This is a genomic window from Acidovorax radicis (assembly GCF_020510705.1).
GTDB lineage: Bacteria > Pseudomonadota > Gammaproteobacteria > Burkholderiales > Burkholderiaceae_C > Acidovorax > Acidovorax radicis_A.
In genome coordinates, this window is the sequence record NZ_CP075184.1 from 1,505,253 (window position 1) to 1,531,367 (window position 26,115).

At 64.9% G+C, this 26,115-nt stretch carries 23 protein-coding genes and 1 other annotated feature; of the genes, 13 read left to right on the forward strand and 10 right to left on the reverse strand.

The window, feature by feature from the left end; translation table 11 throughout:
• Positions 1 to 8 precede the first annotated feature (8 nt).
• From KI609_RS06845 to KI609_RS06855, 3 genes are read right to left on the reverse strand one after another with little or no spacing between them, the layout of a single operon-like run.
• Positions 9 to 803 carry an ABC transporter permease gene (locus KI609_RS06845; RefSeq protein ID WP_226448439.1) on the reverse strand — a complete coding sequence of 265 codons (795 nt, stop codon included), beginning with the start codon at positions 801 to 803 and terminating at the stop codon, positions 9 to 11.
• Positions 804 to 807: 4 nt separating this feature from the next.
• Positions 808 to 1,680: an ABC transporter permease gene (locus KI609_RS06850; protein WP_226448441.1), complete on the reverse strand. Its 873-nt coding sequence runs from the start codon at positions 1,678 to 1,680 to the stop codon at positions 808 to 810.
• Positions 1,677 to 2,786 carry an ABC transporter ATP-binding protein gene (locus tag KI609_RS06855; RefSeq protein ID WP_226448443.1) on the reverse strand — a complete coding sequence of 370 codons (1,110 nt, stop codon included), beginning with the start codon at positions 2,784 to 2,786 and terminating at the stop codon, positions 1,677 to 1,679. Before KI609_RS06855 ends, KI609_RS06850 begins: the two co-directional genes overlap by 4 nt.
• A 287-nt stretch (positions 2,787 to 3,073) precedes the next feature.
• Here KI609_RS06855 and KI609_RS06860 point away from each other — a divergent pair, with 287 nt between their 5' ends.
• The 3 genes from KI609_RS06860 to KI609_RS06870 all read left to right on the forward strand — a co-directional run bounded on the left by KI609_RS06860 (position 3,074) and on the right by KI609_RS06870 (position 5,220).
• Positions 3,074 to 3,946, forward strand: coding sequence for an IclR family transcriptional regulator (locus tag KI609_RS06860; protein ID WP_226448445.1), 873 nt, complete (start codon positions 3,074 to 3,076; stop codon positions 3,944 to 3,946).
• 226 nt (positions 3,947 to 4,172) lie between these two features.
• Complete coding sequence (locus KI609_RS06865) at positions 4,173 to 4,559, forward strand: TipAS antibiotic-recognition domain-containing protein (protein ID WP_226448447.1); 387 nt, start codon at positions 4,173 to 4,175, stop codon at positions 4,557 to 4,559.
• A gap of 16 nt (positions 4,560 to 4,575) precedes the next feature.
• Positions 4,576 to 5,220 (forward strand): GNAT family N-acetyltransferase, encoded by a 645-nt coding sequence (locus KI609_RS06870; RefSeq protein ID WP_226448449.1) that lies wholly within the window; start codon positions 4,576 to 4,578, stop codon positions 5,218 to 5,220.
• Between the two features lie 17 nt (positions 5,221 to 5,237).
• Here the strand turns inward: KI609_RS06870 and KI609_RS06875 are convergent, their stop codons facing one another.
• Positions 5,238 to 5,522 (reverse strand): hypothetical protein, encoded by a 285-nt coding sequence (locus KI609_RS06875; RefSeq protein WP_226448451.1) that lies wholly within the window; start codon positions 5,520 to 5,522, stop codon positions 5,238 to 5,240.
• 111 nt (positions 5,523 to 5,633) lie between these two features.
• Here KI609_RS06875 and KI609_RS06880 point away from each other — a divergent pair.
• Positions 5,634 to 6,865, forward strand: a protein-coding gene (locus KI609_RS06880; RefSeq protein WP_226444521.1) for an IS3 family transposase whose coding sequence is annotated in 2 segments (ribosomal slippage) — positions 5,634 to 5,919 and positions 5,919 to 6,865 — 1,233 coding nt in all. Because the reading frame shifts where the segments join, the coding sequence is not laid out codon by codon here.
• Positions 5,915 to 6,031 (forward strand) — a sequence feature (AL1L pseudoknot). (Overlaps the previous gene by 117 nt.)
• A gap of 1 nt (position 6,866) precedes the next feature.
• Here KI609_RS06880 and KI609_RS06885 read toward each other — a convergent pair.
• Together KI609_RS06885 and KI609_RS06890 are read right to left on the reverse strand one after the other, a co-directional pair.
• Complete coding sequence (locus KI609_RS06885) at positions 6,867 to 7,196, reverse strand: DUF1016 N-terminal domain-containing protein (RefSeq protein WP_226448453.1); 330 nt, start codon at positions 7,194 to 7,196, stop codon at positions 6,867 to 6,869.
• Between the two features lie 123 nt (positions 7,197 to 7,319).
• Positions 7,320 to 8,312 (reverse strand): LysR family transcriptional regulator, encoded by a 993-nt coding sequence (locus KI609_RS06890; RefSeq protein ID WP_226448455.1) that lies wholly within the window; start codon positions 8,310 to 8,312, stop codon positions 7,320 to 7,322.
• A 244-nt stretch (positions 8,313 to 8,556) separates the two neighbouring features.
• On the opposite strand from KI609_RS06890, the gene KI609_RS06895 reads away from it, so the two are divergent.
• From KI609_RS06895 to KI609_RS06935, 9 genes are all read left to right on the forward strand, one after another.
• Positions 8,557 to 10,092, forward strand: coding sequence for an aldehyde dehydrogenase family protein (locus tag KI609_RS06895; protein ID WP_226448457.1), 1,536 nt, complete (start codon positions 8,557 to 8,559; stop codon positions 10,090 to 10,092).
• A 259-nt stretch (positions 10,093 to 10,351) separates the two neighbouring features.
• Positions 10,352 to 11,269, forward strand: coding sequence for an amino acid ABC transporter substrate-binding protein (locus KI609_RS06900; RefSeq protein ID WP_226448459.1), 918 nt, complete (start codon positions 10,352 to 10,354; stop codon positions 11,267 to 11,269).
• Entirely contained in the window at positions 11,266 to 12,492 is a 1,227-nt protein-coding gene (locus KI609_RS06905) for a pyridoxal phosphate-dependent aminotransferase (RefSeq protein ID WP_226448461.1), read from the forward strand. Before KI609_RS06900 ends, KI609_RS06905 begins: the two co-directional genes overlap by 4 nt.
• A 23-nt stretch (positions 12,493 to 12,515) precedes the next feature.
• Positions 12,516 to 14,201 carry a thiamine pyrophosphate-binding protein gene (locus tag KI609_RS06910; RefSeq protein WP_226448463.1) on the forward strand — a complete coding sequence of 562 codons (1,686 nt, stop codon included), beginning with the start codon at positions 12,516 to 12,518 and terminating at the stop codon, positions 14,199 to 14,201.
• A gap of 139 nt (positions 14,202 to 14,340) precedes the next feature.
• Complete coding sequence (locus KI609_RS06915) at positions 14,341 to 14,781, forward strand: helix-turn-helix transcriptional regulator (protein WP_226448465.1); 441 nt, start codon at positions 14,341 to 14,343, stop codon at positions 14,779 to 14,781.
• Positions 14,778 to 16,040, forward strand: coding sequence for a type II toxin-antitoxin system HipA family toxin (locus tag KI609_RS06920; RefSeq protein ID WP_226448467.1), 1,263 nt, complete (start codon positions 14,778 to 14,780; stop codon positions 16,038 to 16,040). The genes KI609_RS06915 and KI609_RS06920 overlap by 4 nt, the downstream gene beginning before the upstream one ends.
• A 149-nt stretch (positions 16,041 to 16,189) precedes the next feature.
• Positions 16,190 to 17,410, forward strand: coding sequence for a Y-family DNA polymerase (locus KI609_RS06925; RefSeq protein ID WP_226450225.1), 1,221 nt, complete (start codon positions 16,190 to 16,192; stop codon positions 17,408 to 17,410).
• 160 nt (positions 17,411 to 17,570) lie between these two features.
• On the forward strand, positions 17,571 to 19,130 hold the full coding sequence (locus KI609_RS06930) for a methyl-accepting chemotaxis protein (protein WP_226448470.1): 1,560 nt from the start codon (positions 17,571 to 17,573) through the stop codon (positions 19,128 to 19,130).
• A gap of 87 nt (positions 19,131 to 19,217) precedes the next feature.
• Entirely contained in the window at positions 19,218 to 19,484 is a 267-nt protein-coding gene (locus KI609_RS06935; RefSeq protein ID WP_226448472.1) for a hypothetical protein, read from the forward strand.
• A 42-nt stretch (positions 19,485 to 19,526) separates the two neighbouring features.
• Here KI609_RS06935 and queF read toward each other — a convergent pair whose 3' ends face one another.
• From queF to KI609_RS06955, 4 genes are all read right to left on the reverse strand, one after another.
• Positions 19,527 to 20,372 carry an NADPH-dependent 7-cyano-7-deazaguanine reductase QueF gene (queF, locus tag KI609_RS06940; RefSeq protein ID WP_226448474.1) on the reverse strand — a complete coding sequence of 282 codons (846 nt, stop codon included), beginning with the start codon at positions 20,370 to 20,372 and terminating at the stop codon, positions 19,527 to 19,529.
• A gap of 123 nt (positions 20,373 to 20,495) precedes the next feature.
• Positions 20,496 to 21,407: a 2OG-Fe(II) oxygenase gene (locus KI609_RS06945; protein WP_226448476.1), complete on the reverse strand. Its 912-nt coding sequence runs from the start codon at positions 21,405 to 21,407 to the stop codon at positions 20,496 to 20,498.
• Positions 21,408 to 21,447: 40 nt separating this feature from the next.
• Entirely contained in the window at positions 21,448 to 22,230 is a 783-nt protein-coding gene (gene yaaA / locus KI609_RS06950; protein WP_226448479.1) for a peroxide stress protein YaaA, read from the reverse strand.
• A gap of 324 nt (positions 22,231 to 22,554) precedes the next feature.
• Positions 22,555 to 25,704 carry an Rne/Rng family ribonuclease gene (locus tag KI609_RS06955; RefSeq protein ID WP_226448481.1) on the reverse strand — a complete coding sequence of 1,050 codons (3,150 nt, stop codon included), beginning with the start codon at positions 25,702 to 25,704 and terminating at the stop codon, positions 22,555 to 22,557.
• Between the last annotated feature and the right edge of the window lie 411 nt (positions 25,705 to 26,115).

Consider the following 26,115-nt stretch of genomic DNA (forward strand, 5'->3'; position numbering starts at 1 on the left):
ATGCCCATCTATTTCCGACCGACCAGAACGCGGTCCAGTCCGTATACCCTGTCCAACACGACCATCGCGCAGGCCGTCAGTGCCACCATCAATGCCGACACGGCCGCCATCAGCGGGTCAATTGACTCGGTGGCATACATGTACATGCGCACCGGCAGCGTCACCGTGCTGGGCGAGGTGACAAAGATCGACATGGTCACTTCATCAAAGCTGTTGATGAAGGCCAGCATCCACCCGCCCGTCACGCCGGGCAGGATCATCGGCAGCGTGATGCGCGTGAACACCGTGGCCTGGCTCGCGCCCAGCGACAGGGCGGCGTGCTCGGCACTGCGGTCAAACCCCACCAGGGCGGCCACCACCAGCCGCAGGGTGTAAGGCGTGACGATGAGCGCATGCGCAAACACCAGCCAGCCAAAGCTGCCCGCCCCGCCCATCAGCGCAAACAGGCGCAGCAGGGCCACGCCCAGCACCAGGTGCGGAATGATCAGTGGCGACAGGAACAGGCCGTTGAGAAAGCCACGTCCCGGGAAGTCGTAGCGCGTGATGGCAATGCCCGCAGGCACGGCCAGCACCGTGGCCAGCGTGGCCGAGGCCAGCGCCAGCCACAGGCTGTTCCAGAACGACTGCATAAAGTCCGAATGCTCGAACACCGCCTTGAACCAGCGCAGCGAGAACTCGGTGGTGGGCAGCGTCAGCGTGTTGTGCGGCGTGAACGCCACGATGCACACCACCAGCAAGGGGGCGAGCATGAAGGTGATGACCAGCGCGTTGAACGCGAGGGCTAAAGGTCCGTTCTTCTGCATAGTTTCAGCCCAACGCTTTCTTGTAGCGGCCTTCAACCAATCGGTTGTAGCTCAGCATGACCACCAGGTTGGCCACCAGCAGCGTCAGCGCAATCGCCGCGCCCAGGGGCCAGTTCAGCTCGTGCAGGTACTCGTCGTACACCACCGTGGCCACCATCTTCAGCCGCCGCCCGCCCAGCAGGCCGGGGATGGCAAACGAGCTGGCCGCCAGCCCAAACACGATCAGGCTGCCCGACAAGATGCCTGGCAGCACCTGCGGCAACACGATGCGCCGCAGCGTGGTCAACGGCGTGGCCTGCAGCGACAGGGCCGCGTTTTCCACGCCCGGGTCGAGCTTTTGCAGCGATGTCCACACGGGGATCACCATGAAGGGCAGCATCACATGCACCAGGGCGATGACCACTGCGATCTCGGTGTAGAGCATCTTCACCGGGCCAAACCCCAGCAGCCCAAACAGTCCATTCACCAGCCCTTCCGGCCCCAGTAGCATGCTCCAGCCAAAGGCGCGCACCACCACCGACACCAGCAGCGGCGCCAGCACCACCAGCAGCAAGATAGAGCGCCACGGGTTGCCCATGCGGCTCAGGATGTAGGCCTCGGGCGCACCAATGGCCACGCAGATCAGCGTGACCAGCCCTGCAATCCAGAACGTGCGCCAAAAGATCGTGTAGTAGTACGAATCGGTGAACACATGGGCGTAATGCTCCAGTGTGAACTCGCCCGCCTTCACCCCTGTAACCGGGTCGAAGGCGTTAAAAGACAGCACCGCCGTGAGCGCCAGCGGCACCAGCAGCAGCACCGTGAACAGCAGCAGTGCGGGCGCCGACAACCACCAGGGCGCGGCTTTTTTGTGCAGCAAGGTGGTGGCCAGGCTCATGGCGCCACCTCGGCGGCGGTGTCTTCGGCCTCCAGCTCGGCCATCGCGGTTTCGTCGGCGGGCAGCAGGCGCATGCAGTGGTCGGGCCAGTCCACGCCCATGCGCTCGCCCTCGGCCAGCGCGGCACGTCCGTCGTTGGGCGCCAGCACCATCAGGTCGCCCACGGGCGTGCCCACGCGGTATAGCCACTGGCTGCCCAAAAAGAAGCGCTCGCACACCTCGCCATCAAGCCGGCCCTGCACGGCGGGCACCAGCTGCATTTTTTCAGGCCGCACGCTCAACAGCACGGCGGCGCCGGGTCGGTAGCGCGGGCCGTCCACTTCCACCGTCAGACTGCCCACCGCCACATGCGTGTGCGTTCCACTGGCGTGTGTCACCTTGCCAGGCAACAGGTTGGCCTTGCCCACAAAGGTCGAGATGAAGCGCGTGCGCGGGTGCTCGTACACGCGGTGCGGGTGGTCGATCTGCGTGGCGCGGCCGGCCTCCATCACCACCACGCGGTCGCTGATGGACATGGCCTCGCTCTGGTCGTGCGTAACCATGATGGTCGTGGTGCCCACCTTGCGCTGGATCTGCCGCAGCTCAAACTGCATCTCTTCGCGCAGCTTGGCATCGAGGTTGGACAGGGGCTCGTCCAGCAGCAGCACGGGCGGCTCGATCACCAGCGCACGCGCCAGTGCCACACGCTGGCGCTGGCCGCCCGACAACTCCCGCGGGTAGCGCGTGGCGTGCTGCTCTAAATGCACCAGCGCCAGCGCCTGGGCCACGCGTTCGGCCCGCTCGGCCTTGGGCACCTTGCGCATCTCCAGTCCAAAGGCCACATTGGCTGCCACCGTCATGTGCGGGAAGAGCGCGTAGCTCTGAAACACGATGCCCAGCCCGCGCGTGTTGGCCTTGGCGTGGGTGATGTCCTTGCCATCGAGCTCAATGCGCCCGCTGGTCACCGCCTCAAACCCCGCCACCATCTGCAGCGTGGTCGTCTTGCCGCAGCCCGAAGGCCCCAGCAGCGACACAAATTCACCCTTTTGCACCGTGAGGTTCATGGACTGCACCGCGCAGGTGCTGCCATAGAACTTGGTCACATCCGTGAGCTTGAGAAACGACATGACAAAAGCCTTTCCGGTGGTGGCACTGCACGGCTTGCGTTGGGGCTGCGCGTGCCACCTGCTGTGGAGTTGCATGGATGGGACTGCGTGCCTTTTGGGGGCTTGCACCGGGGTGGTGCAAGCATCGGGAAGAAGGTTGAAGCAGCCTCTCTGTTCAATTGAATCTATTGCAATACGCAGGCCAGAACGCTGCGGGTATTCCATTAAACGGAAGTTTTATTAAATTTATTCCGTTCAATGGAATATGATGCCTTCAGTTTGAACAATCAATTCCACAGGAGCGAGGTATGGAAGCCGCATCAACCGCCACCGGTGGCGTACCCCGTGTGTTTGCCGTCATCCGGGCCCTGTCGGCCGTGCAGGCCGAGGGCGGGCGAGTCACCCAATTGGCGCGTGCGGTGGGCCTCACGCAGGGCACCACGCACCGTTTGCTGCAATCGCTGGTGGCAGAGGGCATGGTCGAGCAGGACGAGCGCAGCAAGCTCTACCGCCTGAGCATGGACTTCTTCGCCCTGGCGGCGAAGGCAGGCAACCCGGGCGACCTGCGCAGCCTGTGCCGCCCCGCGCTGCTGCGCCTGTGCGCCAGCCTGGGCGACAGCATCTTTCTATTGGTGCGCAGCGGCTTCGACGCCGTGTGCCTGGACCGCAGCGAAGGCCCGTTCCCCATCCGCTCCTTCACCGGCGACATTGGCGGCCGCGTGGCCCTGGGCGTGGGGCAGGGCGCGCTGGCCATCCTGGCGTTTTTGCCCGAGGCCGAGCGCGAAGAGGTCATCCGCTTCAACCTGTCCCGCGTGCGCGAGTACGGTGTGTTTGATGAGGTGTACCTGCGCACCGAAATCGAGCGCGTGCGCCAGCTGGGCTACGCGGGCCGCAACACCGGCTTGCTCGAAGGCATGGCTGGTGTGGCCGTGCCCATCCTTGACCGCGAAGGCCGTGCCGTGGCGGCGCTGAGCGTGGGCACCATCTCCGCGCGGCTCAACGACGACCGCCTGCCGACGGTGGTGGAGTTGCTCAAGCGCGAGGCGGCGGCGATCGGGCCGAAGATCAATCCGTTTGATGCGACGCTGCGGCGGCCTGCGCAAAGCCTGGGGGGTTCGACGGCGGAGCAGCGGGTTGTGCCTGGCGCAGACCGGGGGGGTGTTTCAGATCCCCTGGGTTGAGGGGCTGGCGTGGCGAAGTGAGATTCACGCGTGGCCCGCACCATCCGCACCATCTGTAAGTCCTGGTCGCAGGCCCTTGCTGCACCCGTGTGGCGCACAAAGTACGTTTGCGAGCGCAAGGGTGGGCCACACCGCTATAGTCCGCGCTCCCCCTGGCGGGTTGTGTGCCGATGACGTGCGCTGAGATGATCGACCCGCCGCTTCTTCAAGCAAAAGAACGAACACCATGGGCCTCCAGCAAACCACCCCCGACTACCTCTACCAATGCCGCGCCGCACAGCGTGCCGAGCAAGAGCAATCCCTGGCCAGCACCGACAACTGGGCCCATGTGGACAAGCCCCAGGTACATGCCGACTTTGATGCCTTCTACCAAGAGCTGGCGCCGCTGATCGATGCCCATGCCCCCGAGTCCGAGGCGATCCAGGCCCTGATGGAAAAACACTTTGCCATCGTTGCGCGGTTCTATGTGCCATCGCGCGATGCTTATGTGGGCACCGTGCTGTTCTATGCCGACAACACCGACATGAAGGCGTTTCACAATGCCTACCACCCACGCATGGTGGAGTTTTTGGGCGACGCTGCGTACACCTACGCGCTGCAGAACCTGCAGTAACGCTCTTTGGCTGCCCATGCAAACACACACCCCCCCCGTGCGGCCCCTCACCAGCGGCGCCCTTGAACCTCTTCCGGCTGTGTGCGGCGCACTGGCCGAAGCGCTGAGTGACGACGCGTTCTACCAGGCCGTCACCATCGACCACGCAGCCGACCCCGCCCTGCGCCACCGCGTGCTGGCCCACTACTTCGTGCTGGCGCTGGACGAAGCCCGAGCTGTGGGCGAAGTGCATTGGGCCGGTGATGACGGTGCTGCCCTGTGGCTCACCCCTGAGGCCCCGGCCAGCCACCGCGCCCTGCACGGCGAGCGCCGCACCCAGGCGCTGTCGCGCCTGCTCGGCCCCATCGGGTTCGGCCACTACCAGCACATCGGCGCCGCCATGGAGGCGCAGGTGCCCGCCGTCCTGCACGACGCGTGGTACCTCTCCATCCTGGGCGTGCGCCCCGCAGCACAGGGCCAGGGGCTGGCGCAGCGGCTGCTGCAGCCAACGCTGGCACGCGCAGACCAGGCGCGCGCCACCTGTTACCTGGAAACCTTCAACCCGCTCAGCCTGCCGTTCTACCAGCGCCTGGGGTTTGCGCGCGTGGTCGAATGTGTGGAGCCCGTCTCTGCCCGCCCTTACTGGCTGATGGTGCGCGAGGCCGCGCAGCGACAGCCCTGAAGCCTGCCCGCCTGCGGTCAGAACACCGCCAATGCCCTGGCCACCTGGGCGTGCGCATCGGTGTCGATGGTGCAGTTGTGGGCCACCACCACCCGTGCAAACGGCCAGCGCAGCACACGCTCCGCACTGCGGGCTGCTGCAGCCCGGTCACGCACCAGCGCGCGCACCGTGAGCGGCACGGCCAGCCGGCTTCGCACCCCCGTCAGCGTGGCATAGGCCCGCGTGGGCCAGGGCAGATCGCCCGCCATCCACTGCAGCAGGTCCGTCACGACGAGCGTGGCCGACGGCCGGTGAAACCACACCGACTCATTGCCCGCCGGAATGCCCTCGAAGGCAAAGTGCTCCAGGTCCGGTAGCCACTTGTGAACCGCCCCGCGTTTTGAGGAGGCTCTTTTCTCTGAGAGGATTGAGCCATGAGCAAGAAGTCGAACCAGTTTTCACCTGAGGTCCGCGAGCGCGCTGTTCGCATGGTGCGTGAGCACCGAGGCGAGTACCCCTCGCTGTGGGCTGCCATTGAATCCATCGCCCCCAAGATTGGCTGCGTGCCGCAGACCTTGCACGAGTGGGTCAAGCGTGCCGAGGTCGATTCCGGCGTGCGTGAGGGCATCACCACCTCCGAGCGTGAACGGATGAAGGTGCTGGAGCGCGAGGTCAAAGAACTGCGCAAAGCCAACGAGATCTTGAAGCTGGCCAGCGCGTTTTTCGCCCAGGCGGAACTCGACCGCCGTCTGAAGCCCTGAAGGGCTTCATCGATCAGCATCGACAGGCCTACGGGGTCGAGTCGATCTGCAAGGTGCTGCAGATCGCCCCGTCAGGCTATTGGCGTCATGCCGCCCGTCAACGCAATCCACGGCTGCGCTGTCCGCGCGCCCAACGTGATGACACCCTGGTGCCGCATATTGAGCGCGTCTGGCAGGCCAACATGCGGGTCTATGGCGCCGACAAGATCTGGAAACAGATGAACCGCGAAGGGCTGTCCATTGCCCGCTGCACGGTCGAGCGCTTGATGAAGCGCCTGGGATTGCAGGGCGTGCGCCGTGGCAAGGTGGTTCGCACCACCATCAGCGACATGAAAGCACCGTGCCCGCTGGATCGGGTCAACAGACAGTTCAAGGCCGAGCGGCCCAACCAGCTGTGGGTCTCGGACTTCACGTACGTCTCAACCTGGCAGGGGTGGCTGTACGTGGCCTTCGTGATCGACGTATACGCCAGGCGCATTGTGGGGTGGAGGGTCAGCACCTCCATGCAAACGGAATTCGTTCTGGATGCCCTGGAGCAGGCCCTGTATGCCAGGCAACCCGAGCGTGATGGCGCATTGATTCATCACTCCGACAGGGGGTCGCAATACGTCAGCATCCGCTACAGCGAACGGCTGTCAGAGGCAGGCATCGAGCCCTCGGTGGGCAGCAAGGGCGACAGCTATGACAACGCTTTGGCTGAGACGATCAACGGTCTGTACAAGGCCGAGGTGATTCATCGACGGTCCTGGCCAACTCGTGAATCGGTAGAGCTGGCAACGCTGGAATGGGTGTCTTGGTTCAACCATCACAGGCTGCTCGGACCCATCGGATACATACCGCCGGCAGAGGCTGAGGCAAACTACTACCGGCAACTCGCCAGTCAGTCCTCCATGGTGGCGGCCTGACTTAAACCAACCGGCCTCCACGAAACCCGGGGCGGTTCATCATGTGGCGCAGGCTTTTGGTGCTGAAGCTGCGGCCATAGTCGGCTGTCAACTGTCTCGACACTGTGGAGACAATCTCCTCGCCGTAATTGGCCCGTTGTCCTCCCAGCACTTCGGCTCGGATGCGCTGGCCGATGCGCCAGTGCATCCATGTCAGGCCGGAGTTCACTGCTACCACGGCGGCTTCCCGGGCTTGCTCGATGAGCTGCCGCAGGTCGGTCAACAACTGGGGTGCATCCGGCACGGCCATGGGTGCAGTTGCATTTGTCTTCGGTAGTTTGGTTTCACGCATGCGGACTCCTTGGCTATGCACTATGCCGTTGATGTTCTTCAGGGCGTTGTCTGTTTTGTCCTGAGCGTGTGGTGCGGTGTCTCATGGCAAGTTTTTGCTTCTGATTTCATAGCTGCTTGCGCTTTAAGAATAAGCGCCAGGGGCACTTTTTGAGCATATTTCAGGTGGCTGGGCGTGGGGTCGTTCCTCGCTGGCATCTTCTGCCCTCACCTCTGCCTTTGCCCCACACTCCCCCACGACCCAATCCCTGAACGCCTTCACCAGCGGCGTCTGCGCCCGCGCCTCCGGGTACACGAGGTAATACGCATCCGTGCTCGTCAGCACCTGGTCTGACAGCTCCACCAAACTCCCTGCAGCCAGCTCCTGCTCAATCAAAAAGCGCGGCAGCAGGGCCGCCCCCAGGTGCGAGACCGCAGCCTGCGCAATCATGGCGAAGTGCTCGGACTGCGGGCCGCGCAGGGCCAGGGCCGTGGGCACGCCCACCAGCTCAAACCATTCGGCCCATTGCGTGGGACGAGTGCTTTGCTGCAGCAGCACCACGCGGGTCAAATCCTGCGGGGTGTGGATGCCGTGGCGGTCGCGGTAGGCGGGGCTGCACACGGGCACGGTTTCTTCGTGCATCAGGTATTCGCACACGGCGCCTGCCCAGTGCGGGGTGCCGAAGTGGATGGCAGCGTCGAACGGTGTGCCCGCAAAGTCAAACGGCTCGGTGCGGGCCGAGAAGTTGACCATGGCCTCCGGGTGCAGCGCCATGAAGCCGCCCAGGCGCGGGATGAGCCAGCGGGTGCCCAGCGTGGGCAGCACGGCCAGGTTGAGCAGGCCGTCGGTGCTGGAGAACGCCATGGCTTTTTGTGTGCTGGCCGACAGTTGCTGCAGCACGTTTTGCACGTCGGCCGCGTAGACGCGGCCCGCGTCGGTCAGCACCACACGCTGGCGCACGCGGTGGAAGAGGGCGGTGCCGATCTGATCTTCCAGTTGGCGGATCTGGCGCGACACGGCGCTTTGGGTGAGGTGCAGCTCCTCGGCTGCGCGCGACACGCTCTGGTGGCGTGCCGCCGCCTCAAAGGCCAGCAGGTCGGCGGTGGAGGGCAGGAAGGCGCGGCGCAGCAAGGTCATACCGGGTTATGCATTGGGGGAATGATGATGGGTGCCAAAAATTGAGCCTTTTGAGCCTCTTCCGCGCATTGGGTATGGGGTGGCAGTCCTGATATTTTCAGGTACTTCATTCTGATTTGTGATCAAGTAGTTCCATTTTTTTGCTATCCAGGCTCCTGGGATTGGCGGATATTGGCGCATTCTTTGCGTAGGTTCTCTTGCGCGGATCTGTTTTTCTGCACCCCCTTCACCTTTGCGAGTCGCCATGTCTGCCACCCCTGCCGCCACCCCCCTTGTGTCTGAAGTTGATCAACTGTTGCAACGCCTGGGCGTGCCCCGCGCCGCCTACACCGGCGGCACGCTGGCTGCGCGCTCGCCCATCACGGGCGAGGTGCTGGCCCAGGTGCCACAGCAAAGCCCGACCGATGCCACCGCTGCCATCGGCCGCGCGCATGCGGCCTTTTTGGCATGGCGCAATGTGCCCGCACCGCGCCGGGGCGAGCTGGTGCGCCTGCTGGGCGAAGAGCTGCGCGCCGCCAAGGTTGACCTGGGCCTGCTGGTGACCATTGAGGCGGGCAAGATCCCGTCCGAAGGGCTGGGCGAGGTGCAGGAGATGATCGACATCTGCGACTTTGCCGTGGGCCTGTCGCGCCAGCTGTATGGCCTGACCATTGCCACCGAACGCCCCGGCCACCGCATGATGGAAACTTGGCACCCGTTGGGCGTGTGCGGCGTGATCTCGGCCTTCAACTTCCCCGTGGCCGTGTGGTCATGGAACGCGGCGCTGGCGCTGGTGTGCGGTGATTCGGTGGTGTGGAAGCCGTCTGAAAAGACGCCGCTCACGGCCCTGGCCACGCACGCGATTGCGCAGCGCGCCATCGCACGCTTTGGCGCCGATGCACCCGAGGGCCTGCTGGAGCTGATCGTGGGCCAGCGCGACATTGGCGAGGTGCTGGTGGATGACGCCCGCGTGCCCTTGCTGTCGGCCACGGGCTCCACCGCCATGGGCCGCGCCGTGGGCCCGCGCCTGGCAGCGCGGTTTGCGCGCGGCATCCTGGAGCTGGGCGGCAACAACGCGGCCATCGTGGGGCCCACGGCCGACCTGAACCTGGCCCTGCGCGGCATCGCGTTTGCCGCCATGGGCACGGCAGGCCAGCGCTGCACCACGCTGCGCCGCTTGTTTGTGCACGAAAGCATTTACGACCAACTGGTGCCCCAGCTGGCCAAGGTGTATGCCAACGTGAAGGTAGGCGACCCGCGCACCGCTGGCACGCTGGTAGGCCCGCTGATCGACCGCCCTGCGTTTGACGGCATGCAAAAAGCGCTGGAGCAAAGCCGTGCGCTGGGTGCCACGGTGCACGGTGGTGGCCGTGTGGAAGGCATTGGCGGTGCGGATGCGTACTACGTGCGCCCTGCGCTGGTGGAGCTGCAAAAGCACGAAGGCCCTGCACTGCACGAAACCTTTGCGCCCATCCTGTACGTGGTGCGCTACAGCACCATCGACGAAGCCATCGCCATGAACAACGCCGTGGGCGCAGGCCTGTCGTCGTCCATCTTTACGCTCAACGTGCGCGAGGCCGAGTTGTTCATGTCGGCGGCGGGCTCGGACTGCGGCATTGCCAACGTGAACATTGGCCCCAGCGGTGCCGAGATTGGTGGCGCGTTTGGTGGGGAGAAGGAAACGGGCGGCGGGCGCGAAGCCGGGTCGGACAGCTGGAAGGCCTACATGCGCCGGGCGACGAACACCATCAACTATTCGACCGCGCTGCCACTGGCGCAAGGCGTGACGTTTGATGTGTGAGTGGGAGCAGGGGCTCGGCGCACGGGTTGGAACAGAGGGGCGTGGTGTGGCCGGTTTCAGGCGAAGCCCTCGCTGACGCCCGTGCGCTTTGGGCCAGCACGAAGGGCTTTGTACGCGTTCTGCCCTGGCTTCGGCAAGCTCGGCCTGAACGGTGAGGCAACGGAGAGCAAGGAGCAAGGAACAGGGAACAGTGAGTTTTTTTAGCGCGGTACGACCGCTTTTTATTCTGCCAACGACAACACACTAGGAGACAACAACCATGGCAACTTTCCACAAGACATTCACGGCGCTCGCTGCAGGGCTGGTACTGGCTTGCACGGCCTTGGCGCCAGCGCAGGCACAAACGGCATCCACGCCCACGCTGGAGAAGATCAAGGCATCGGGCAAGGCCGTGCTGGGCGTGCGCGAGACCTCGCCGCCCATGGCCTATGCGCTGGGCGCGAATGAGAAATACGCGGGCTACCACGTCGAGCTGTGCGAGCGGGTGCTCAAGGAGATCGCGCCCGACGCCAAGCTCGAATACATGGCCGTGACGGCGCAAAACACGCTGCCCCTGGTGCAGAACGGCACGCTCGATATCGGCTGTGGCCCCACCACCAACAACACCGCGCGCCAGCAACAAGTGGCGTTTGCAGTGACCACCTACGTGAGCGAAGTGCGCATGGCGGTGCGCAAGGATTCGGACCTGAAGTCCATCAGCCAGCTCGCAGGCCGCACCATTGCCGCATCGACCGGCACCACGGCCGTGCAACTGCTGCGCAAGCAGGAGCGTGCGCTGGGCGGTGCACCCATCAAGACGGTGCTGGGCAAGGACCACCACGAGAGCTTCTTGCTGCTGGAAACCGGCCGCGCCGACGCCTTCGTGCTCGACGACAACCTGCTGGCCGGGATGATCGCCAACTCCAAAGACCCATCGGCCTACCGCATCGTCGGCGAGCCACTGGGCGCCGAGCCGATTGCGCTGCTGTTCCGCAAGGACGACCCGACCTTCAAGGCGGCGGTGGATGGTGTGCTCACCAAGCTCATGCAAAGCGGCGAGATGGAAAAGATCTACACCAAGTGGTTTGTGAACCCCATTCCACCCAAGAACATGAGCCTGAACCTGCCGCTGGGCACCACGCTGCGCCAGCTGTTTGCCACACCCAACGACAAGCCCCTGGAGACCTACCAGCAATGAACGCTCCCATCCCCGCCACGGCCTTCCGCGCGGCCGACCGCCTGGGCGCCATCGGCGTTTCGGAAATCGTGCGCCTGACGCAAGAGGCAAACCAGCTCAAGCGCCAGGGCCAGCCCGTCATCGTGCTGGGCCTGGGCGAGCCCGATTTCGACACGCCAGCCCACATTCTGGAGGCCGCGCAGCAGGCCATGGCGCGGGGGGAGACGCACTACACGGTGCTGGATGGCACGGCAGAACTCAAGGCCGCCATCCAGCACAAGTTCAAGCACGACAACGGGCTGGACTTTCAGCTCAACGAAATCACTGCAGGCGCGGGTGCCAAGCAGATCCTCTACAACGCGCTGATGGCCTCGGTGAACCCGGGCGACGAGGTGATCCTGCCCGCGCCGTACTGGACGTCTTACGCCGACATGGTGCTGATTGCCGGTGGCGTGCCCGTGGTGGTGCCCTGCACCGAAGCCAACGGCTTTCGCATCACGCCCGAACAGCTGGAGGCAGCCATCACGCCGCGCACGCGCTGGGTGTTCATCAACTCGCCCTCCAACCCCAGCGGCGCGGCCTATAGCGCCGAGCAACTGCGCCCGGTGCTGGAGGTGGTGGAGCGCCACCCGCAGGTGTGGTTGCTGGCGGACGACATCTACGAACACATCCTGTACGACGGCCGCGCGTTTGCCACGCCCGCCGCCGTGCTGCCCTCGCTGCGCGATCGCACGCTGACGGTGAACGGTGTCTCCAAAGCCTATGCCATGACCGGTTGGCGCATCGGTTATGGCGCGGGCCCCAAGGCGCTGATTGCCGCCATGGCCGTGGTGCAGAGCCAGGCCACGTCCTGCCCCTCGTCCATCAGCCAGGCGGCGGCCGTGGCGGCGCTGACGGGCCCGCAGGATGTGGTGGTTGAACGTTGCCGAGCGTTTCAAGACCGGCGCGATCTGGTCGTGGCCGCGCTCAATGCCTCACCCGGCCTGCGCTGCCGCGTGCCCGAGGGCGCGTTCTACACCTTTGCCAGTTGCGAAGGCGTGCTGGGCCGCACCACGCCGGGCGGCATGCTGCTGCGCACCGATGCCGACTTTTGCGCCTACCTGCTGCGCGAACACCATGTGGCCGTGGTGCCCGGCGGTGTGCTGGGGCTGGCGCCATACTTCCGCATCTCTTACGCTGCTTCTACCGCTGACTTGCAAGAGGCCTGCACGCGCATCCAACGTGCCTGCCAGGCGCTGTTCTGAATTTTTGATCCGATACCGCAGACATGAACACTTCGTCCCTCACCCCTCGCACGGGCGGCCAGATTCTGGTCAGCCAGCTCATCACCCATGGCGTCAAGCAGCTCTTTTGCGTGCCCGGCGAAAGTTATCTGGCCGTGCTCGACGCCCTGCACGATGCCGATATCGGCGTGACGGTGTGCCGCCAGGAGGGCGGCGCGGCCATGATGGCCGAGGCGCAGGGCAAGCTCACGGGCCAGCCCGGCATCTGCTTTGTGACGCGCGGGCCCGGCGCCACCAATGCGTCGGCCGGTGTACACATTGCGCACCAGGACTCGACCCCTATGATCCTGTTTGTGGGCCAGGTGGCCCGCAATGCCATGGGGCGTGAGGCGTTTCAGGAGCTGGACTACAGCGCCGTGTTTGGCACCATGGCCAAGTGGGTGGTGCAGATTGATGACCCGGCGCGTGTGCCCGAGCTCGTCTCGCGGGCCTTCCACGTCGCCACATCCGGCCGCCCCGGCCCTGTGGTGGTGGCGCTGCCCGAAGACATGCTGACCGAAGCGGCCATGGTGGCCGATGCGTTGCCCTACCAGGTGACGGAGACACACCCCGGCGCCGCGCAGATGGCCGAGCTTGCCCAGCGCCTGCAAGCCGCCAAGAGCCCTGTGGCCATCGTGGGTGGCAGCCGCTGGTCTGAGCAAGCTGTGCGCGAGTTCACTGCGTTTGCAGAGGCCTGGTCGATTCCTGTGTACTGCTCGTTCCGCCGCCAGATGCTGTTCCCGGCCACGCACGCCTGCTATGGCGGCGATCTGGGCCTGGGTGTGAACCCCAAGCTGCTGGCGCGCATCAAGGCATCCGATTTGGTGCTGGTGGTGGGCGGGCGGCTGTCGGAAGTGCCCTCGCAAGGCTACGAGCTGTTCGACATCCCCACGCCCGCGCAGCCCCTGGTGCATGTGCATGCCGATGCCGATGAGTTGGGCAAGCTCTACCGCCCCACCCAGGCCATCCACGCCACGCCACAGGCATTCACCGCAGCGCTCAACGCGGTGCGCCCCACAGCCGCCGTGCCGTGGAAGGCCCACACCCAGGCCGCCCACGCCGAATACCTGGCCTGGAGCGACCCGGCGCCCATTCGCATCCCCGGCAACTTGCAGATGGGCGAGGTGATGCAGCACCTCAAAGACGTACTGCCGGCCGACACCATCTTCTGCAACGGCGCGGGCAACTTTGCCACGTGGATCCACCGCTTCTGGCCGTTCACCACCTACGCCAGCCAATTGGCTCCCACCAGTGGATCGATGGGCTACGGCCTGCCTGCGGGCGTGGGCGGCAAGCGCCTGTGGCCGCAGCGCGAGGTGGTGATCTTCGCGGGCGACGGCGACTTTTTGATGCACGGCCAGGAGTTTGCGACCGCCGTGCAGTACGGCCTGCCCATCATCGTGGTGCTGCTGGACAACGCCATGTACGGCACCATCCGCATGCACCAGGAGCGCGAGTATCCCGGCCGCGTCAGCGCCACGCAGCTCAAGAACCCCGACTTCAAGGCCTACGCCCAGGCCTTTGGCGGCCACGGCGAGCGTGTGGAGCACACTGCAGAATTCGCCCCCGCCCTGGCCCGCGCGCGCGCCAGCGGCCTGCCCAGCGTATTGCACTGCCTGATCGACCCCGAGGCCATTACGCCCACGGGCACGCTGCAGGGTATTCGGAGCGCGGCGTTGGCGAAGCAGTAAACCATTCATAGAAGTTTGTTAAATAGGTTTTTCTTGCTTCTATGAATAAATAGGCGGCTTTGACTCTCTATCGAGCGCTGTGGGCGGCGCTTAATATTCATAGATTTGCTTAAAAACCAATTTTTGCTACATTCTATGAATGCCCAAGCAAAACACCAGCCCTGCTGATTACCCGCATGCCGTCTTGCAGCAGATTGAACTGCTGGGCCAACACATCGCCATCGCCCGCAAGCGGCGGGGAGAGACGCAGGCCCAGTGGGCGCGGCGGCTGGGGGTGTCTCAGCCCACCATGGCACGCATTGAGCGGGGCGATCCTTCTGTGGCCATGGCCAGCTATGTGATGTGCATGTGGCTGGTGAATCCGGCGGTGGCCGTGGCCGATTTGGTTGCGCCCCAACAAGACCATGCGGCGCTGGAGCGGGAGGTCACGAGGGCTCGCGGTCCGCGCAAATCGGCCAAAAGCGTTGCGCGCCCTGGTGCCAGTACAGTGGCTGCGCCTGTGCCGTCTCGGTCTGTCCCGGCGGCGGCAGTCGGCTTGGCTGCGCTCATTCAACCCGGCCTTTCAAAGGCCCCGCGATGAAGTCGCGCGTGGGTGTGAATCCCCGCAGCTATGTGCCGCAAGACCAGCTTTACCTGTGGGCGCTGGTGAACCCCGCGCAGCCCACATTGGTGGGCGCGTTGCGCTTGTCCCAGCTCGTGGCCGACTGCGCCACCTTCCACTATGCCGAAGAGTGGTGGCACTTTCCGCTCAGTGAGGACTTGCCTTTGGTGGCTGAGCAGGAGTTCACCGCAGGCGAGCGCAACAGCGCCCCCGGTGCCATTGACGATGCCCGGCCCGACCGCTGGGGCGAGCGCATCATCCGGCATGTGGACCGGCCCGCGCGCCTGTCGATCTTGGAGATGCTGCTGTTTGCGGGTGATGACCGTTTTGGTGCGCTGGGTGTTTCGGTCTCTGCGGATCGGTACGTGCCACGCTCACTGGGGCCTTATCCCCAACTGCGGGACTTGGCGCAGCTAAGCGCCGCCATGGAAGACCTGCAGACCCAGGCCCCGGTGACCGCTGAAATGCAGCGCCTTATTCAACCCGGTGTGACGTTGGGCGGCGCACGGCCCAAGGCTCTGCTGCAAACCGATGCGGGGCCTTGCGTCATCAAGTTCAGTGAGCTGGACGATGCGGTGGACACGCCGCTGGTCGAACACGCCACCATGACGCTGGCCGCCCAGGCAGGCATCCGCGTGGCTGCTACGGGTGTGCTGCCCATTCCAGCACGGCATGGCAAGGCGCGTCATGCGTTGACGATTGAGCGTTTTGACAGAGTGGGTGGGTACCGCCTGCATTGCCTGTCGGCCCGCACGGCGCTGCGTGCTGCGCGGCTGCCTGAGAGCTATAGCGCGCTGGCCACGGTGCTGCTGCGACTGGCCCACCCCGACACACAGGTGGCGCAGCGTGAAGAGTTGTTCAAGCGCATGGTGTTCAACATCTTCATGGACAACACCGACGACCATGAGCGCAACCACAGTCTGCGCTTGGGGCTGGATGGCTACCACGAGCTGACCCCTGCGTACGACGTGGTGCCCACGCTGCAAAACCTGGGTTACCAGCAGATGGTGGTGGGTCGCGAAGGTGCTGTATCCAGCCTGGAGAACGCGCTGACTGAGCTGCGTGAATTCGGCATCAAACGCGCGCGTGCCATGGAGCTTATCCAGCAGGTCGCACGCGTGGTGAACGGATGGCAAGACCATTTTGTGAAGCAGGGCGTGTGCCGTGCAGATATGGAGCAGCTGCAAGCCAGCATCGACCGAGAGGCATTGCAAACCCAAAGGGCGGCTTTTCTCTAACTCGCAGCTTGTGATGTTGGTGGCAGCAGCCTGTCAACGCGCCGCGCACAATATCGGCTGTGACCGTTCCTGACCCCGAAACCGCCCTCGATAGCCCGGCCGCTGCAACCCAGCCCGACGGCAAGCTGCGCCGCATTGCGCACCTGGACATGGATGCGTTCTATGCCTCGGTGGAGTTGCTGCGCTACCCGCAACTCAAAGGGTTGCCTGTGGTGATTGGCGGCGGTCGGCGTAAGGTGGACGATTTGCTGCTGCAAAGTCCCGATGGCTCGGGGCCACGGGAGCCGTGTTTCATCCCGGTGGAGGACTTTCCTCTGCTCAAAGACTACGTGGGCCGGGGCGTCATCACCACGGCCACCTATGCTGCGCGGCAGTTCGGTGTGGGTTCGGCCATGGGCATGATGAAAGCGGCCCGGCTGTGCCCGCAGGCCATCGTGCTGCCGGTGGATTTTGACGAAGTGCGGCGCTTCTCGCGCCTGTTCAAAAGCACCATCACCGAGATTGCCCCCGTGATGCAGGACCGGGGTGTGGACGAGGTGTATATCGACTTCACCGACGTGCCCGGTGGCCAGCGCGAAGGCGGGCGTGTGCTGGCGCGGCTCATCCAGAAAAGCATTTTTGAGACGACAGGGCTGACCTGCTCGATCGGCGTGGCGCCTAACCGGTTGCTGGCCAAGATGGCGAGCGAGTTCAACAAGCCCAACGGTATTTCTATCGTCTATAAGGAAGACCTGCAGGGCAAGATCTGGCCGCTGAACGTGCGCAAGATCAACGGCATCGGCCCCAAGGCGGGCGAGAAGCTGGCGCGCCTGGGCATAGAGACCATTGGGCAACTGGCAGCGCAGGACCCGCAGTGGCTCATGGGTCACTTTGGCAAGTCCACCGGGGCCTGGATGCACCGCGTGGCCTGGGGCCGCGACGACAGCCCCGTGGTGACCGAAAGCGAGCCCGTCAGCATGAGCCGCGAGACCACGTTCGACCGCGATCTGCATGCGGTGCATGACAGGGCAGAGCTGGGCCGCATCTTTACCGACCTGTGCATGCGTGTGGCCGAGGACCTGCAGCGCAAGGGCTATGTGGCGCGCACCATTGGCATCAAGCTGCGCTACGACGATTTCAAGATTGCGACGCGCGACCACACAGCCGCGTTCTACACGGCTGACGGTGCGGCCATCCGGCACATCGCGGGGCAGTGTCTCAAGCGGGTGCCGCTGGACAAACGGCTGCGGCTGCTGGGGGTGCGGGCCAGCACGCTGGCGCGGCTGGGCCAGGAGCCGGCACCCGATGCCCGTGTGGCCGAGCCGCCCGCCATGCGCCAAGGTGGGCGGCGATTGGACGGCAGCACGATGGAGATCGGCCAGCTGTTCTGAACGCAGGGCTGACGTGAGGGCGACACAATCTTTGCCACGGTGCAGCAAGAAGAGCACTGTTTTGGTGCCAATGGGGGTGAATCGCGGGATAGACTTGATCAGTATCAAATGGTAACAAAGCCGTTGACCTGCCTACCCGCAGACCTTTCAGGAACGACCCATGCGCATCAATCTGCCTGTAACACAGCAGAGTTTCGATTTCCCCAGTGATGAGTTGCTTGTGTCGAGCACTAACACCAAGGGCGAGATCACCCATTGCAACCCAGCCTTCGTGCGTGTGAGCGGATTCACTTACGACGAACTCATTGGTCAGCCCCACAACATCATTCGCCACCCTGACATGCCGTCTGAGGCCTACAAGGACATGTGGCGCACCATGGGTCGGGGCGATCCGTGGACGGGGCTGGTCAAGAACCGCCGCAAAAACGGCGATCACTACTGGGTGCGGGCCAATGTGACGCCCATCATGGAAGGTGGCAAGCCACGCGCCTACATGTCGGTGCGCACCAAGCCGAGTCCGAGTGAAATAGCCGCCGCCGAAGCCCTCTACGCCCAGATGCGTCGCGAGGCATCGTCGGGTGCCGCCAGCTTTTATCTGGATTCAGGCAGCGTGCGGTATCGCGGTGTGCGCGGCGTTGTGCAGAGCCTGACGCAGATGGCATCGCTGCCCCGCATGGCGCTGATGTTGGGCGTTCTGGTGCTGCTGGCTCTGGTACCCGACATGCTGGGGCTGCAAGGTGCCACCGCCAGTGTGGCGCGCCTTGTATTGCTGCCGCTTGGTGCGGGCTGGGTGCTGTGGCGGTTTCAGGCCACGGTGTTGCGGGGCGTGTATGACGCGACGCGGTTTGCATCGGATATCTCAGCCTGCAACCTGGTGACGTCCGTGCGCGGCGACTACCCGCAGCCGCTGGGTGCGCTGATGCAGCGGCTGCAGCAAACCCAGGTCAACCTGCGCGCGGTGGTGGGCGATGTGCGCACTGAAGTGCGCAATTTCACCCAGTCAGCCGCTGAGATCTCGCGCGGTAGCCTGGACCTGTCGGCCCGCACCGAATCGCAGGCCAGCAGCCTGGAGGAGACCGCCGCCTCGATGGAGCAGCTCGCCAGCACCGTGATGCAGACATCGGACACGGCGGCCCAGGTCTCGCGCGAAAGCGCGCAAAGCAGCGACATCGCCCGGCGTGGCGGCCAGGCCGTGCAGGAGGTCAGCGCAGCCATGCAAGAGATGAAGCAGTCGTCCACGCGCATCAGCGAGATCGTGGGGGTGATCGAAGGCATTGCCTTCCAGACCAACCTGCTGGCGCTCAATGCCGCTGTGGAGGCCGCCCGCGCGGGTGAACAGGGGCGGGGCTTTGCGGTGGTGGCGGGAGAGGTGCGGGCGCTGGCACAGCGCAGTGCCAGCTCGGCCAAGGAAATCAGCGGCCTCATCGGCGTGACAGTTGGCCAGATTGCCGGTGGTGCCCAGCAAATGGACCACGCAGGCAGGACCATTCAAGGCGTGGTCGACACGGTGGAGCGGGTGAGCGCCCTGGTGCAGCAGATCAGCGGCGCGACCAAGGAACAGTCGCAAGGCATTGCCCAGGTGAACGAGGCTGTCACCCAGCTCGATACCGTGACGCAGCAGAACGCCGCGCTGGTGGAAGAGTCGGCAGCCGCCGCCCAGGGGCTGAAAGAAAGCGCCGAATCGCTGGGCCGCTCGGTGGACGTGTTTCGCCTGGACTGATGGCACACCGGTTGGAAGCGTTCGGTAGCTCTTGACGAATTCTTACTCGTAACTTACAGTGATTTCCCCGTTTTTCGGGAGATCCCCATGACCCTCAATGAGCTGCAGCGCATCCGGCAGTGGCATGTTGCGCACAAGGCCGATCACCCGCTCGAGTACCACCTCTGGGACGCTGTGCTGACGCTCTGGATCATGGGATGGGTGGGCTGGTTTCCGGTTTGCGCATTCGGCGAGACCTGGTGCGCACCGTTGTGCCTGGCCGGTACCTTGGTCCCAAGCGGCTATGTCGCATGGCGGGCTCGCGCCCACCGGCTGCGTAAGCTGCGCTGCGACTGGATCGGGCCACAGGGCTGAACCGGGGCTGAACCGGGCTGAAACGCGGGGCAGCGGTATTGCCTATTGCCGTGCTGTGCGCACATTGCGTGGCAGCCCCTGCGGGTGGCTGGTGCGCAGCGGGTTGATGTCGAGGCCGCCCCGGCGGGTGTAGCGCGCATACACCGTGAGCCGGATGGGTTTGCAGCGCGCCCAGATGTCCATGAAGATGCGCTCCACACACTGCTCATGAAACTCATTGTGGTTGCGAAAACTCACGAGGTATTGCAGCAGCCCTTCCTGGTTGATCTGCGGGCCGCTATAGCTGATCTGCACGCTGCCCCAGTCGGGCTGGCCCGTCACCAGGCAGTTGCTCTTGAGCAGGTTGCTGGTCAGCGTCTCGGTCACCGGTGCTTCATCGAACTGCGCTGTCAGCAACTCAGGCGCGGGCTGGTAGCGGGTGCATTCCACGTCCAGGCGGTCCAGGTTCAGGCCGTCCAGTTCGTGCACGGGTTCCTGGTCGAACAACTCGGGGTGGATGAGCCGGACGCCCGCGGTGGCCGGGTGCTCCGCGCCGCGCCACACGGCTTCGCTGATGTCGGCGCGGATGCGCGCCTGCACTTCGACGGCATCGGCAAAGCGGGTGTTGTTGAAACTGTTGAGGTAGAGCTTGAACGACTTGCTCTCCACGATGTTGGGCGTCTCGCAGGGCACGGTGATGTGCGCCAGCGCCACCTGTGGCTTGCCGCGCTGGTTCAGCCACGACAGCTCAAAGGCCGTCCACAGGTCGGCCCCAAAAAAGGGGGGCGCGCCGGTGATGCCGATCTCGGCCCGTTTGCCCGCGCGCGGGATGGGGAAAAGCAGCGAGGCGTCGTACTGGTCTACATAAGCCGAGGCCTTGCCCAGTTGTGATTGTTCTGGCGTGTTCATGGTGTGTAGGGGGATGGCAGGTATGGGGGTATGCGGGTGTGGGGGTATGCGGGTGTGGCGGCGAATGATTGCTATTGTTTTGGTAGCTGCTTGCGCTTGATGCATAAGCGCTAGAGCCCATTTTTATTTGAACTCTCGTTCGCGCAGCCACTTGGTGGCTATCCACTTGTCGCCCGCGATCACCGGGGCGCCGCCGTGCAAGGTCTGGGTGGATGGGTGGGGCCGTTCGTAGCTGAAGAACACCGCGTTGCCGCGCTGCGGCGCCACTTCGAGAAACACGTCGGGGAAGGTGGTGCCGCCGCCTTTTTCGGGCGTGTTCAGGTAGATCACCAGCGTGCCCACCCGCTGGCCGCCGCGCTTGAGGATGGTGGCGGTGCCGGGCTCGGCGGGGTCGAAGTAGTCGTAGTGTGGCTTGTACTCGGCGCCGGGGCGGTAGTGCAGCACCTGCAGCCCTTCGCCGTTTTCGATGGGCCAGTGCAGCAGGCGTGCAATGCGCTCTTCGATGCGCTGGATCAGCGGGCTCTGGCCGCGCTGAAAGAACATGCCGTCGCTGGTGCGGTCGTCGTTGATTTCCTCGCCGCCCGTTTGGGTGGCCACCGTGAGCGAGCGCGCCATGCGCGGCGCGGCATCGGCGATCAAGGCATCACATTCTTCGGGCGACAACAGGCCGCCGAACACCACGATGCGTGGCTGGGCCATCGCCAGCAACACGTTCACGGTGCGGTCGCCGCAGTCCACCTGGGCAGGCGATTCGTCCAGCCGGGGCTCGGGCACGGGCACGGCGGTGGGCTGGCCCTGTTGCACGGACAACGCGTTCAAATGGTTCCTTAGCGTGACCTCCATGGCCTCGGCCGCCACGTCTTCGTCCCAGCCCGCATCGCGCATGGACTGCAGCACCACCGGCGCGGGGTAGCCGGCCTGGGCCTGTTTGATGATCCATCGGCGCAGCTCGGGCGTGATGGCCTGCCGTGTAGCGCTGATGGGCTGGGCGGTGGTGGTGGTGTGGTCCGGGTGCTGGTCAGAACGCGATGCCATGGCGGTCCTTCAACTCAACGTGAGCGGGTTTTTGTCGGGTTTACGCCGTGGGCGCCTTGCGCCTGAAGACCAGGCGCTCGGGGGTGGATGATGCCGGGGCAAAAGCGTAGCCGTCCAGATCAAATCCTTCCAGCTGGTGCGGCGTGGCCACGCGGTGGGCGATGGCATGGCGGGCCATCAGGCCCCGCGCGCGTTTGGCGTGGAAGCTGATGATCTTGTAGGTGCCGCCTTTCCAGTCCTCGAATACGCATTCAATGACGCGCGCCTTCAGCTGCTTGCGATCCACGGACTTGAAATACTCCTTCGACGCCAGGTTGACCACCACGGGGGTGGTGTCGGCGCGCAGGCGGGTGTTGAGGTGTTCGGCAATCTGGCTGCCCCAGAACTGGTACAGGTTGCTGCCAGCGGCGGTGGCCAGGCGTGTGCCCATCTCCAGGCGATAGGGTTGCATGCGATCCAGTGGCCTGAGCACGCCATACAGGCCGCTCAGGATGGCGACATGCTCCTGCGCCCACCCCAGGTCGTCCGCGCCAAGTGTGCGGGCCTGCAGGCCGTCGTACACGTCGCCGTTGAAGGCGAGCACGGCCTGGCGCGAGTTGGCTGCGGTGAAGCGGGGGCGCCAGGCCTGGTAGCGCGCCACATTCAGCCCCGCCAGCTTGTCGCTCAGGTCCATCAGCGAAGCAATGCTTTGTGGCGAGTGGGTGCGCAACACCTCGATCAGGGCCGTGGACTGCGGCACGAACTGGGGCGTGGTGTGTGGCAGCCCTTCAGGTACGGGGGTGTCATAGTCGAGCGATTTGGCGGGGGACAGCAAGAACAGCATGGGTGTGGCCGAAAGGTCCGCGGACCTTGAAGAAATATCAGACAGGAGGCTGGCACGGCATATGGAGGCAATGGCTGCTTGCCATACGGGCGCGTGCGCCAATGCGCAGGGGGGCGCGCGCCAGCGACCCAAAATGGTACCTTGCACACCGCGCGCCGCTGCGATGAGGGGACATTGAACGTGACAACCGCCCATTCAAAGGTAGCGCAGGGGTGCGAAGGAATGGTGCAAGGGCGGTTTATCGTTTCCCAAAAGAACAAGGCGGCCTGAGCCGCCTTGTGTGAATGGGCCTGCGCCGCGCGGACAGCAGGCCGTTGCGTCTTTTTACGCCACCGGAGGCTGCTCAAAAGGCAGCTTCATGGCCGACAGGTCACGGCGGGTTTCCACCAGCACCAGCGGGCCTTCGTCCACCACCACCACGGGGGGGCGTTCGCGCGGCACACGCAGGGGCTTGGGCTCTGCGGCAATCGCAGCCTGTACGGCCGCGATCTTGTCCGCATCAGAGTTCACCCACTGCAGGCCCGATGAGGCCGCCACTTGCTGGAGCGCATCGATAGGCAGCGTAAACGCCTGCACGCGGGGCATGCCTGTCGCGGTGGGCTTGGCAGCCGGCGCCTGTGCCGCAGCGGCAACAGGTGCTTTGGCCGGCGCAGGAGCCGGAGCCGGAGCGGGGGCTGCTGGCACTGCTGCGGTCACCGGCGTCGCTGCGTCCACCGGGGCGGCGATGGGGGCTGGCATGGCGGGTGCGGGGGGCAATGCTGCTACTGCGGGTGCGGCAGTCGGCGCCTCGAAGGCCGCAGGCTGAGCGGACTCGGCCGTGGGCGCGTTGAAGTAGCTGCGGCGTGGGGCCTCGTCCTGCACCGGTGCCAGGGCGGAGGTGCCGGCCTGGGCAGAGGCGTCGACATCCTGCACCGTGGGCGCTGCGGCTTCACTGCTGGTGTCGCGCGGGCCGCGTTCACGGCGGTCGCGGCCATAGCGGTCGCGCGACCGGCGCTCACGGCGCTGTTGGTCGTCGCCTGCGGCTTGGGTGCCATGGCCGCCAGGCTGTCCGTCGGTCCCGGTCAGGTCCAGGTCGGGCAGGGATTCCAGCGGCGCGGTGTCCACAAAATCGCCAGGCATGGCTGCATTGGCGGCTTTGTCTTGCGCGGTGGCAGGGCGTGGGCCCCGTTCGCCGCCCCGGTCACCCCGGTTATTGCGCTCACCGCGCTCACCACGTTCACGGCGTGGGCCGCGTTCGCTGCGGGGTTGCTGTTGGCCGGGCACTGCGTCGCTGTCGCTGGTCTGGCCGTTGGGGCCTTCGACTTGCGGTTGTTGAACGGCCGTGTTGTCTCCGTTCACGCCGGAGGCCAGGTTGCGCGGCTCTGCGTCGCGACGGCTTCGACCGCCGTCACGGCCATTGCGGCCTTCGCGAGGCTCGCGGGCTTCGCCTTCAGGGCGGCGCTCCGCGTCGCGTGGGGGGCGGTTGTCTGCGTCACGTGGTGCGCGGCCTTCGGCGGGGCGTTCGCCACGGCGGCCGCGGTTTTCACCATTGCCATCGCGGTTTCCGTCACGGCCACCTTCACGGTTTCCATCGCGTCCACCACGGCGGCCACGGGATTCGCCATTGCGGCCGTCACGGCGGGGTTCACCGCGACCCTGCGTTTCAGGGGTTGCCACGGGGGTGGGTGCCGCCACAGGTGTCGGCGCGGGGGTGTCGCCAAAGCCCAGCAGACCCTTGATCCAGGCAAAGAAACCTTGCTCTTGGGGCGCTGCGGCAGGCATGGGCCGAGGTGCAGCTGCCGGCGTGCTGGCCGCAGGGGCCGCAGCAGGGCGCTGGCCACTGCGCGCGGGGCGGGCGGCGCCTTCGGGGCGGGGCTCGGCCATCGGTGCGGGGGCGTCGGGCAACACGCCCTTGATCACCGGCGTCTGTTTGTTGGTGGGCTCTTGCGAGCGGCGCGTCACGGCCGTGGGGTCTTCCACCTCTTCAGCGAGCTTATAGCTGGCTTCGATGTGGTCCAGGCGGGGGTCGTCGTGCTTGAGGCGTTCGAGCTTGTAGTTCGGTGTTTCCAGCGTCTTGTTGGGCACCATCAGCACGGCAACGCGCTGCTTCAGTTCGATCTTGGCGATCTCGGTGCGCTTTTCGTTGAGCAGGAACGACGCCACTTCCACTGGCACCTGGCAGTGCACGGCGGCCGTGTTGTCCTTCATCGACTCTTCCTGGATGATCCGTAGGATCTGCAGGGCCGAGCTTTCCGTGTCGCGGATATGGCCCGAGCCGCCGCAGCGGGGGCAGGGGATGGACGAGCCTTCGCTCAAGGCGGGCTTGAGGCGCTGGCGGCTCATTTCCATGAGGCCGAACTTGCTGATGTTGCCGAACTGCACGCGGGCACGGTCCTGGCGCAACGCGTCGCGCAGGCGGTTTTCCACTTCGCGGCGGTTCTTGCTCTCTTCCATGTCGATGAAGTCGATCACGATCAGGCCGCCGAGGTCGCGCAGGCGCATCTGGCGGGCCACTTCGTCGGCGGCTTCCAGGTTGGTGCGGGTAGCGGTTTCCTCGATGTCGCCGCCCTTGATGGCGCGCGCCGAGTTCACGTCCACCGACACCAGCGCTTCGGTGTGGTCAATCACGATGGCGCCGCCCGATGGCAATTGCACGGTGCGGGCGTAGGCCGATTCGATCTGGTGCTCGATCTGGAAGCGGCTGAACAGCGCGGCGTCGTCGCGGTAGCGCTTGACGCGGGCGGCATGCTCGGGCATGACGTGCGCCATGAACTGGTGCGCTTGCTCGTAGATGTCGTCGGTGTCGATGAGGATGTCACCGATGTCGTTATTGAAGTAGTCGCGGATCGCGCGGATGACGAGGCTCGATTCCTGGTAGATCAGGAAGGCGCCCTTGCCGCCCTTGGCGGCGCCGTCGATGGCGGTCCAGAGCTTGAGCAGGTAGTTCAGGTCCCACTGCAGTTCGGGCGCGGTGCGGCCGATGCCGGCGGTGCGCGCGATGATGGACATGCCGTTCGGGTATTCGAGCTGGTCCATCGCTTCTTTGAGCTCGGCGCGGTCCTCGCCCTCGATGCGGCGCGAAACGCCACCGCCACGGGGGTTGTTGGGCATCAGCACCACGTAGCGGCCGGCCAGCGAGACGAAGGTGGTCAGCGCTGCGCCCTTGTTGCCACGTTCTTCTTTTTCGACCTGGACCAGCAGTTCCTGGCCTTCCTTGATCACTTCATTGATGCGTGCCTGGCCGGGCGAAACGCCGGGGGCAAAGTAGCTGCGCGAGATTTCCTTGAAAGGCAGGAAGCCGTGGCGGTCTTCGCCGTAGTCGACGAAGCAGGCTTCCAGCGAAGGCTCGACGCGTGTGACGACCGCTTTGTAGATGTTGCCCTTGCGCTGCTCGCGCCCTTCAATTTCGATTTCGTAGTCGAGGAGTTTTTGTCCGTCGACGATGGCCAGGCGCCGCTCTTCGGGCTGCGTGGCGTTGATGAGCATCCGCTTCATGATGCGATTCCTTCAATCAGTGTTTTGCGGGAAGCAGCGGGGAAGCCACCTGCAACAGGGGCTGCGCGGGCTGCTGCCCACAGTTCCAAACCAATAACAACAAGCTCTACAGGAGCTGTGAATGCCTGGACTGACGCATCGAAACGAAAGGAATTGCCGGGGATGCCAAGGGTCTGCTGAGCGCTAGCGCAGCAATGGAAGGCAGGGGCGCGTGGATGGGGGCGAGTGGTAAGACCGCAGTTTTGCTAGCAAAAAAGTAGCTGGTTGCGCTTGCTGGCTGGGCGCTGGGACTGAATTCGAGCGTGCAGCCGGAGGCGGTAGCCTCCGCCACAAAACCGCCATCCAGCTCATCAACAACCACATGCTCGCTTTGATCCGCTGGCAGAGCATTCCCGGGTAGGGTGTCTCTGC

Bases quoted from the DNA above. Each gene is read 5' to 3' on its own strand.
- KI609_RS06845 (WP_226448439.1), bottom strand. From the start codon at position 803: ATGCAGAAGAACGGACCTTTAGCCCTCGCGTTCAACGCGCTGGTCATC.
- KI609_RS06850 (WP_226448441.1), bottom strand. From the start codon at position 1,680: ATGAGCCTGGCCACCACCTTGCTGCACAAAAAAGCCGCGCCCTGGTGG.
- KI609_RS06855 (WP_226448443.1), bottom strand. From the start codon at position 2,786: ATGTCGTTTCTCAAGCTCACGGATGTGACCAAGTTCTATGGCAGCACC.
- KI609_RS06860 (WP_226448445.1), top strand. From the start codon at position 3,074: ATGGAAGCCGCATCAACCGCCACCGGTGGCGTACCCCGTGTGTTTGCC.
- KI609_RS06865 (WP_226448447.1), top strand. From the start codon at position 4,173: ATGGGCCTCCAGCAAACCACCCCCGACTACCTCTACCAATGCCGCGCC.
- KI609_RS06870 (WP_226448449.1), top strand. From the start codon at position 4,576: ATGCAAACACACACCCCCCCCGTGCGGCCCCTCACCAGCGGCGCCCTT.
- KI609_RS06885 (WP_226448453.1), bottom strand. From the start codon at position 7,196: ATGCGTGAAACCAAACTACCGAAGACAAATGCAACTGCACCCATGGCC.
- KI609_RS06890 (WP_226448455.1), bottom strand. From the start codon at position 8,312: ATGACCTTGCTGCGCCGCGCCTTCCTGCCCTCCACCGCCGACCTGCTG.
- KI609_RS06895 (WP_226448457.1), top strand. From the start codon at position 8,557: ATGTCTGCCACCCCTGCCGCCACCCCCCTTGTGTCTGAAGTTGATCAA.
- KI609_RS06900 (WP_226448459.1), top strand. From the start codon at position 10,352: ATGGCAACTTTCCACAAGACATTCACGGCGCTCGCTGCAGGGCTGGTA.
- KI609_RS06905 (WP_226448461.1), top strand. From the start codon at position 11,266: ATGAACGCTCCCATCCCCGCCACGGCCTTCCGCGCGGCCGACCGCCTG.
- KI609_RS06910 (WP_226448463.1), top strand. From the start codon at position 12,516: ATGAACACTTCGTCCCTCACCCCTCGCACGGGCGGCCAGATTCTGGTC.
- KI609_RS06915 (WP_226448465.1), top strand. From the start codon at position 14,341: ATGCCCAAGCAAAACACCAGCCCTGCTGATTACCCGCATGCCGTCTTG.
- KI609_RS06920 (WP_226448467.1), top strand. From the start codon at position 14,778: ATGAAGTCGCGCGTGGGTGTGAATCCCCGCAGCTATGTGCCGCAAGAC.
- KI609_RS06925 (WP_226450225.1), top strand. From the start codon at position 16,190: ATGGATGCGTTCTATGCCTCGGTGGAGTTGCTGCGCTACCCGCAACTC.
- KI609_RS06930 (WP_226448470.1), top strand. From the start codon at position 17,571: ATGCGCATCAATCTGCCTGTAACACAGCAGAGTTTCGATTTCCCCAGT.
- KI609_RS06935 (WP_226448472.1), top strand. From the start codon at position 19,218: ATGACCCTCAATGAGCTGCAGCGCATCCGGCAGTGGCATGTTGCGCAC.
- queF (WP_226448474.1), bottom strand. From the start codon at position 20,372: ATGAACACGCCAGAACAATCACAACTGGGCAAGGCCTCGGCTTATGTA.
- KI609_RS06945 (WP_226448476.1), bottom strand. From the start codon at position 21,407: ATGGCATCGCGTTCTGACCAGCACCCGGACCACACCACCACCACCGCC.
- yaaA (WP_226448479.1), bottom strand. From the start codon at position 22,230: ATGCTGTTCTTGCTGTCCCCCGCCAAATCGCTCGACTATGACACCCCC.
- KI609_RS06955 (WP_226448481.1), bottom strand. From the start codon at position 25,704: ATGAAGCGGATGCTCATCAACGCCACGCAGCCCGAAGAGCGGCGCCTG.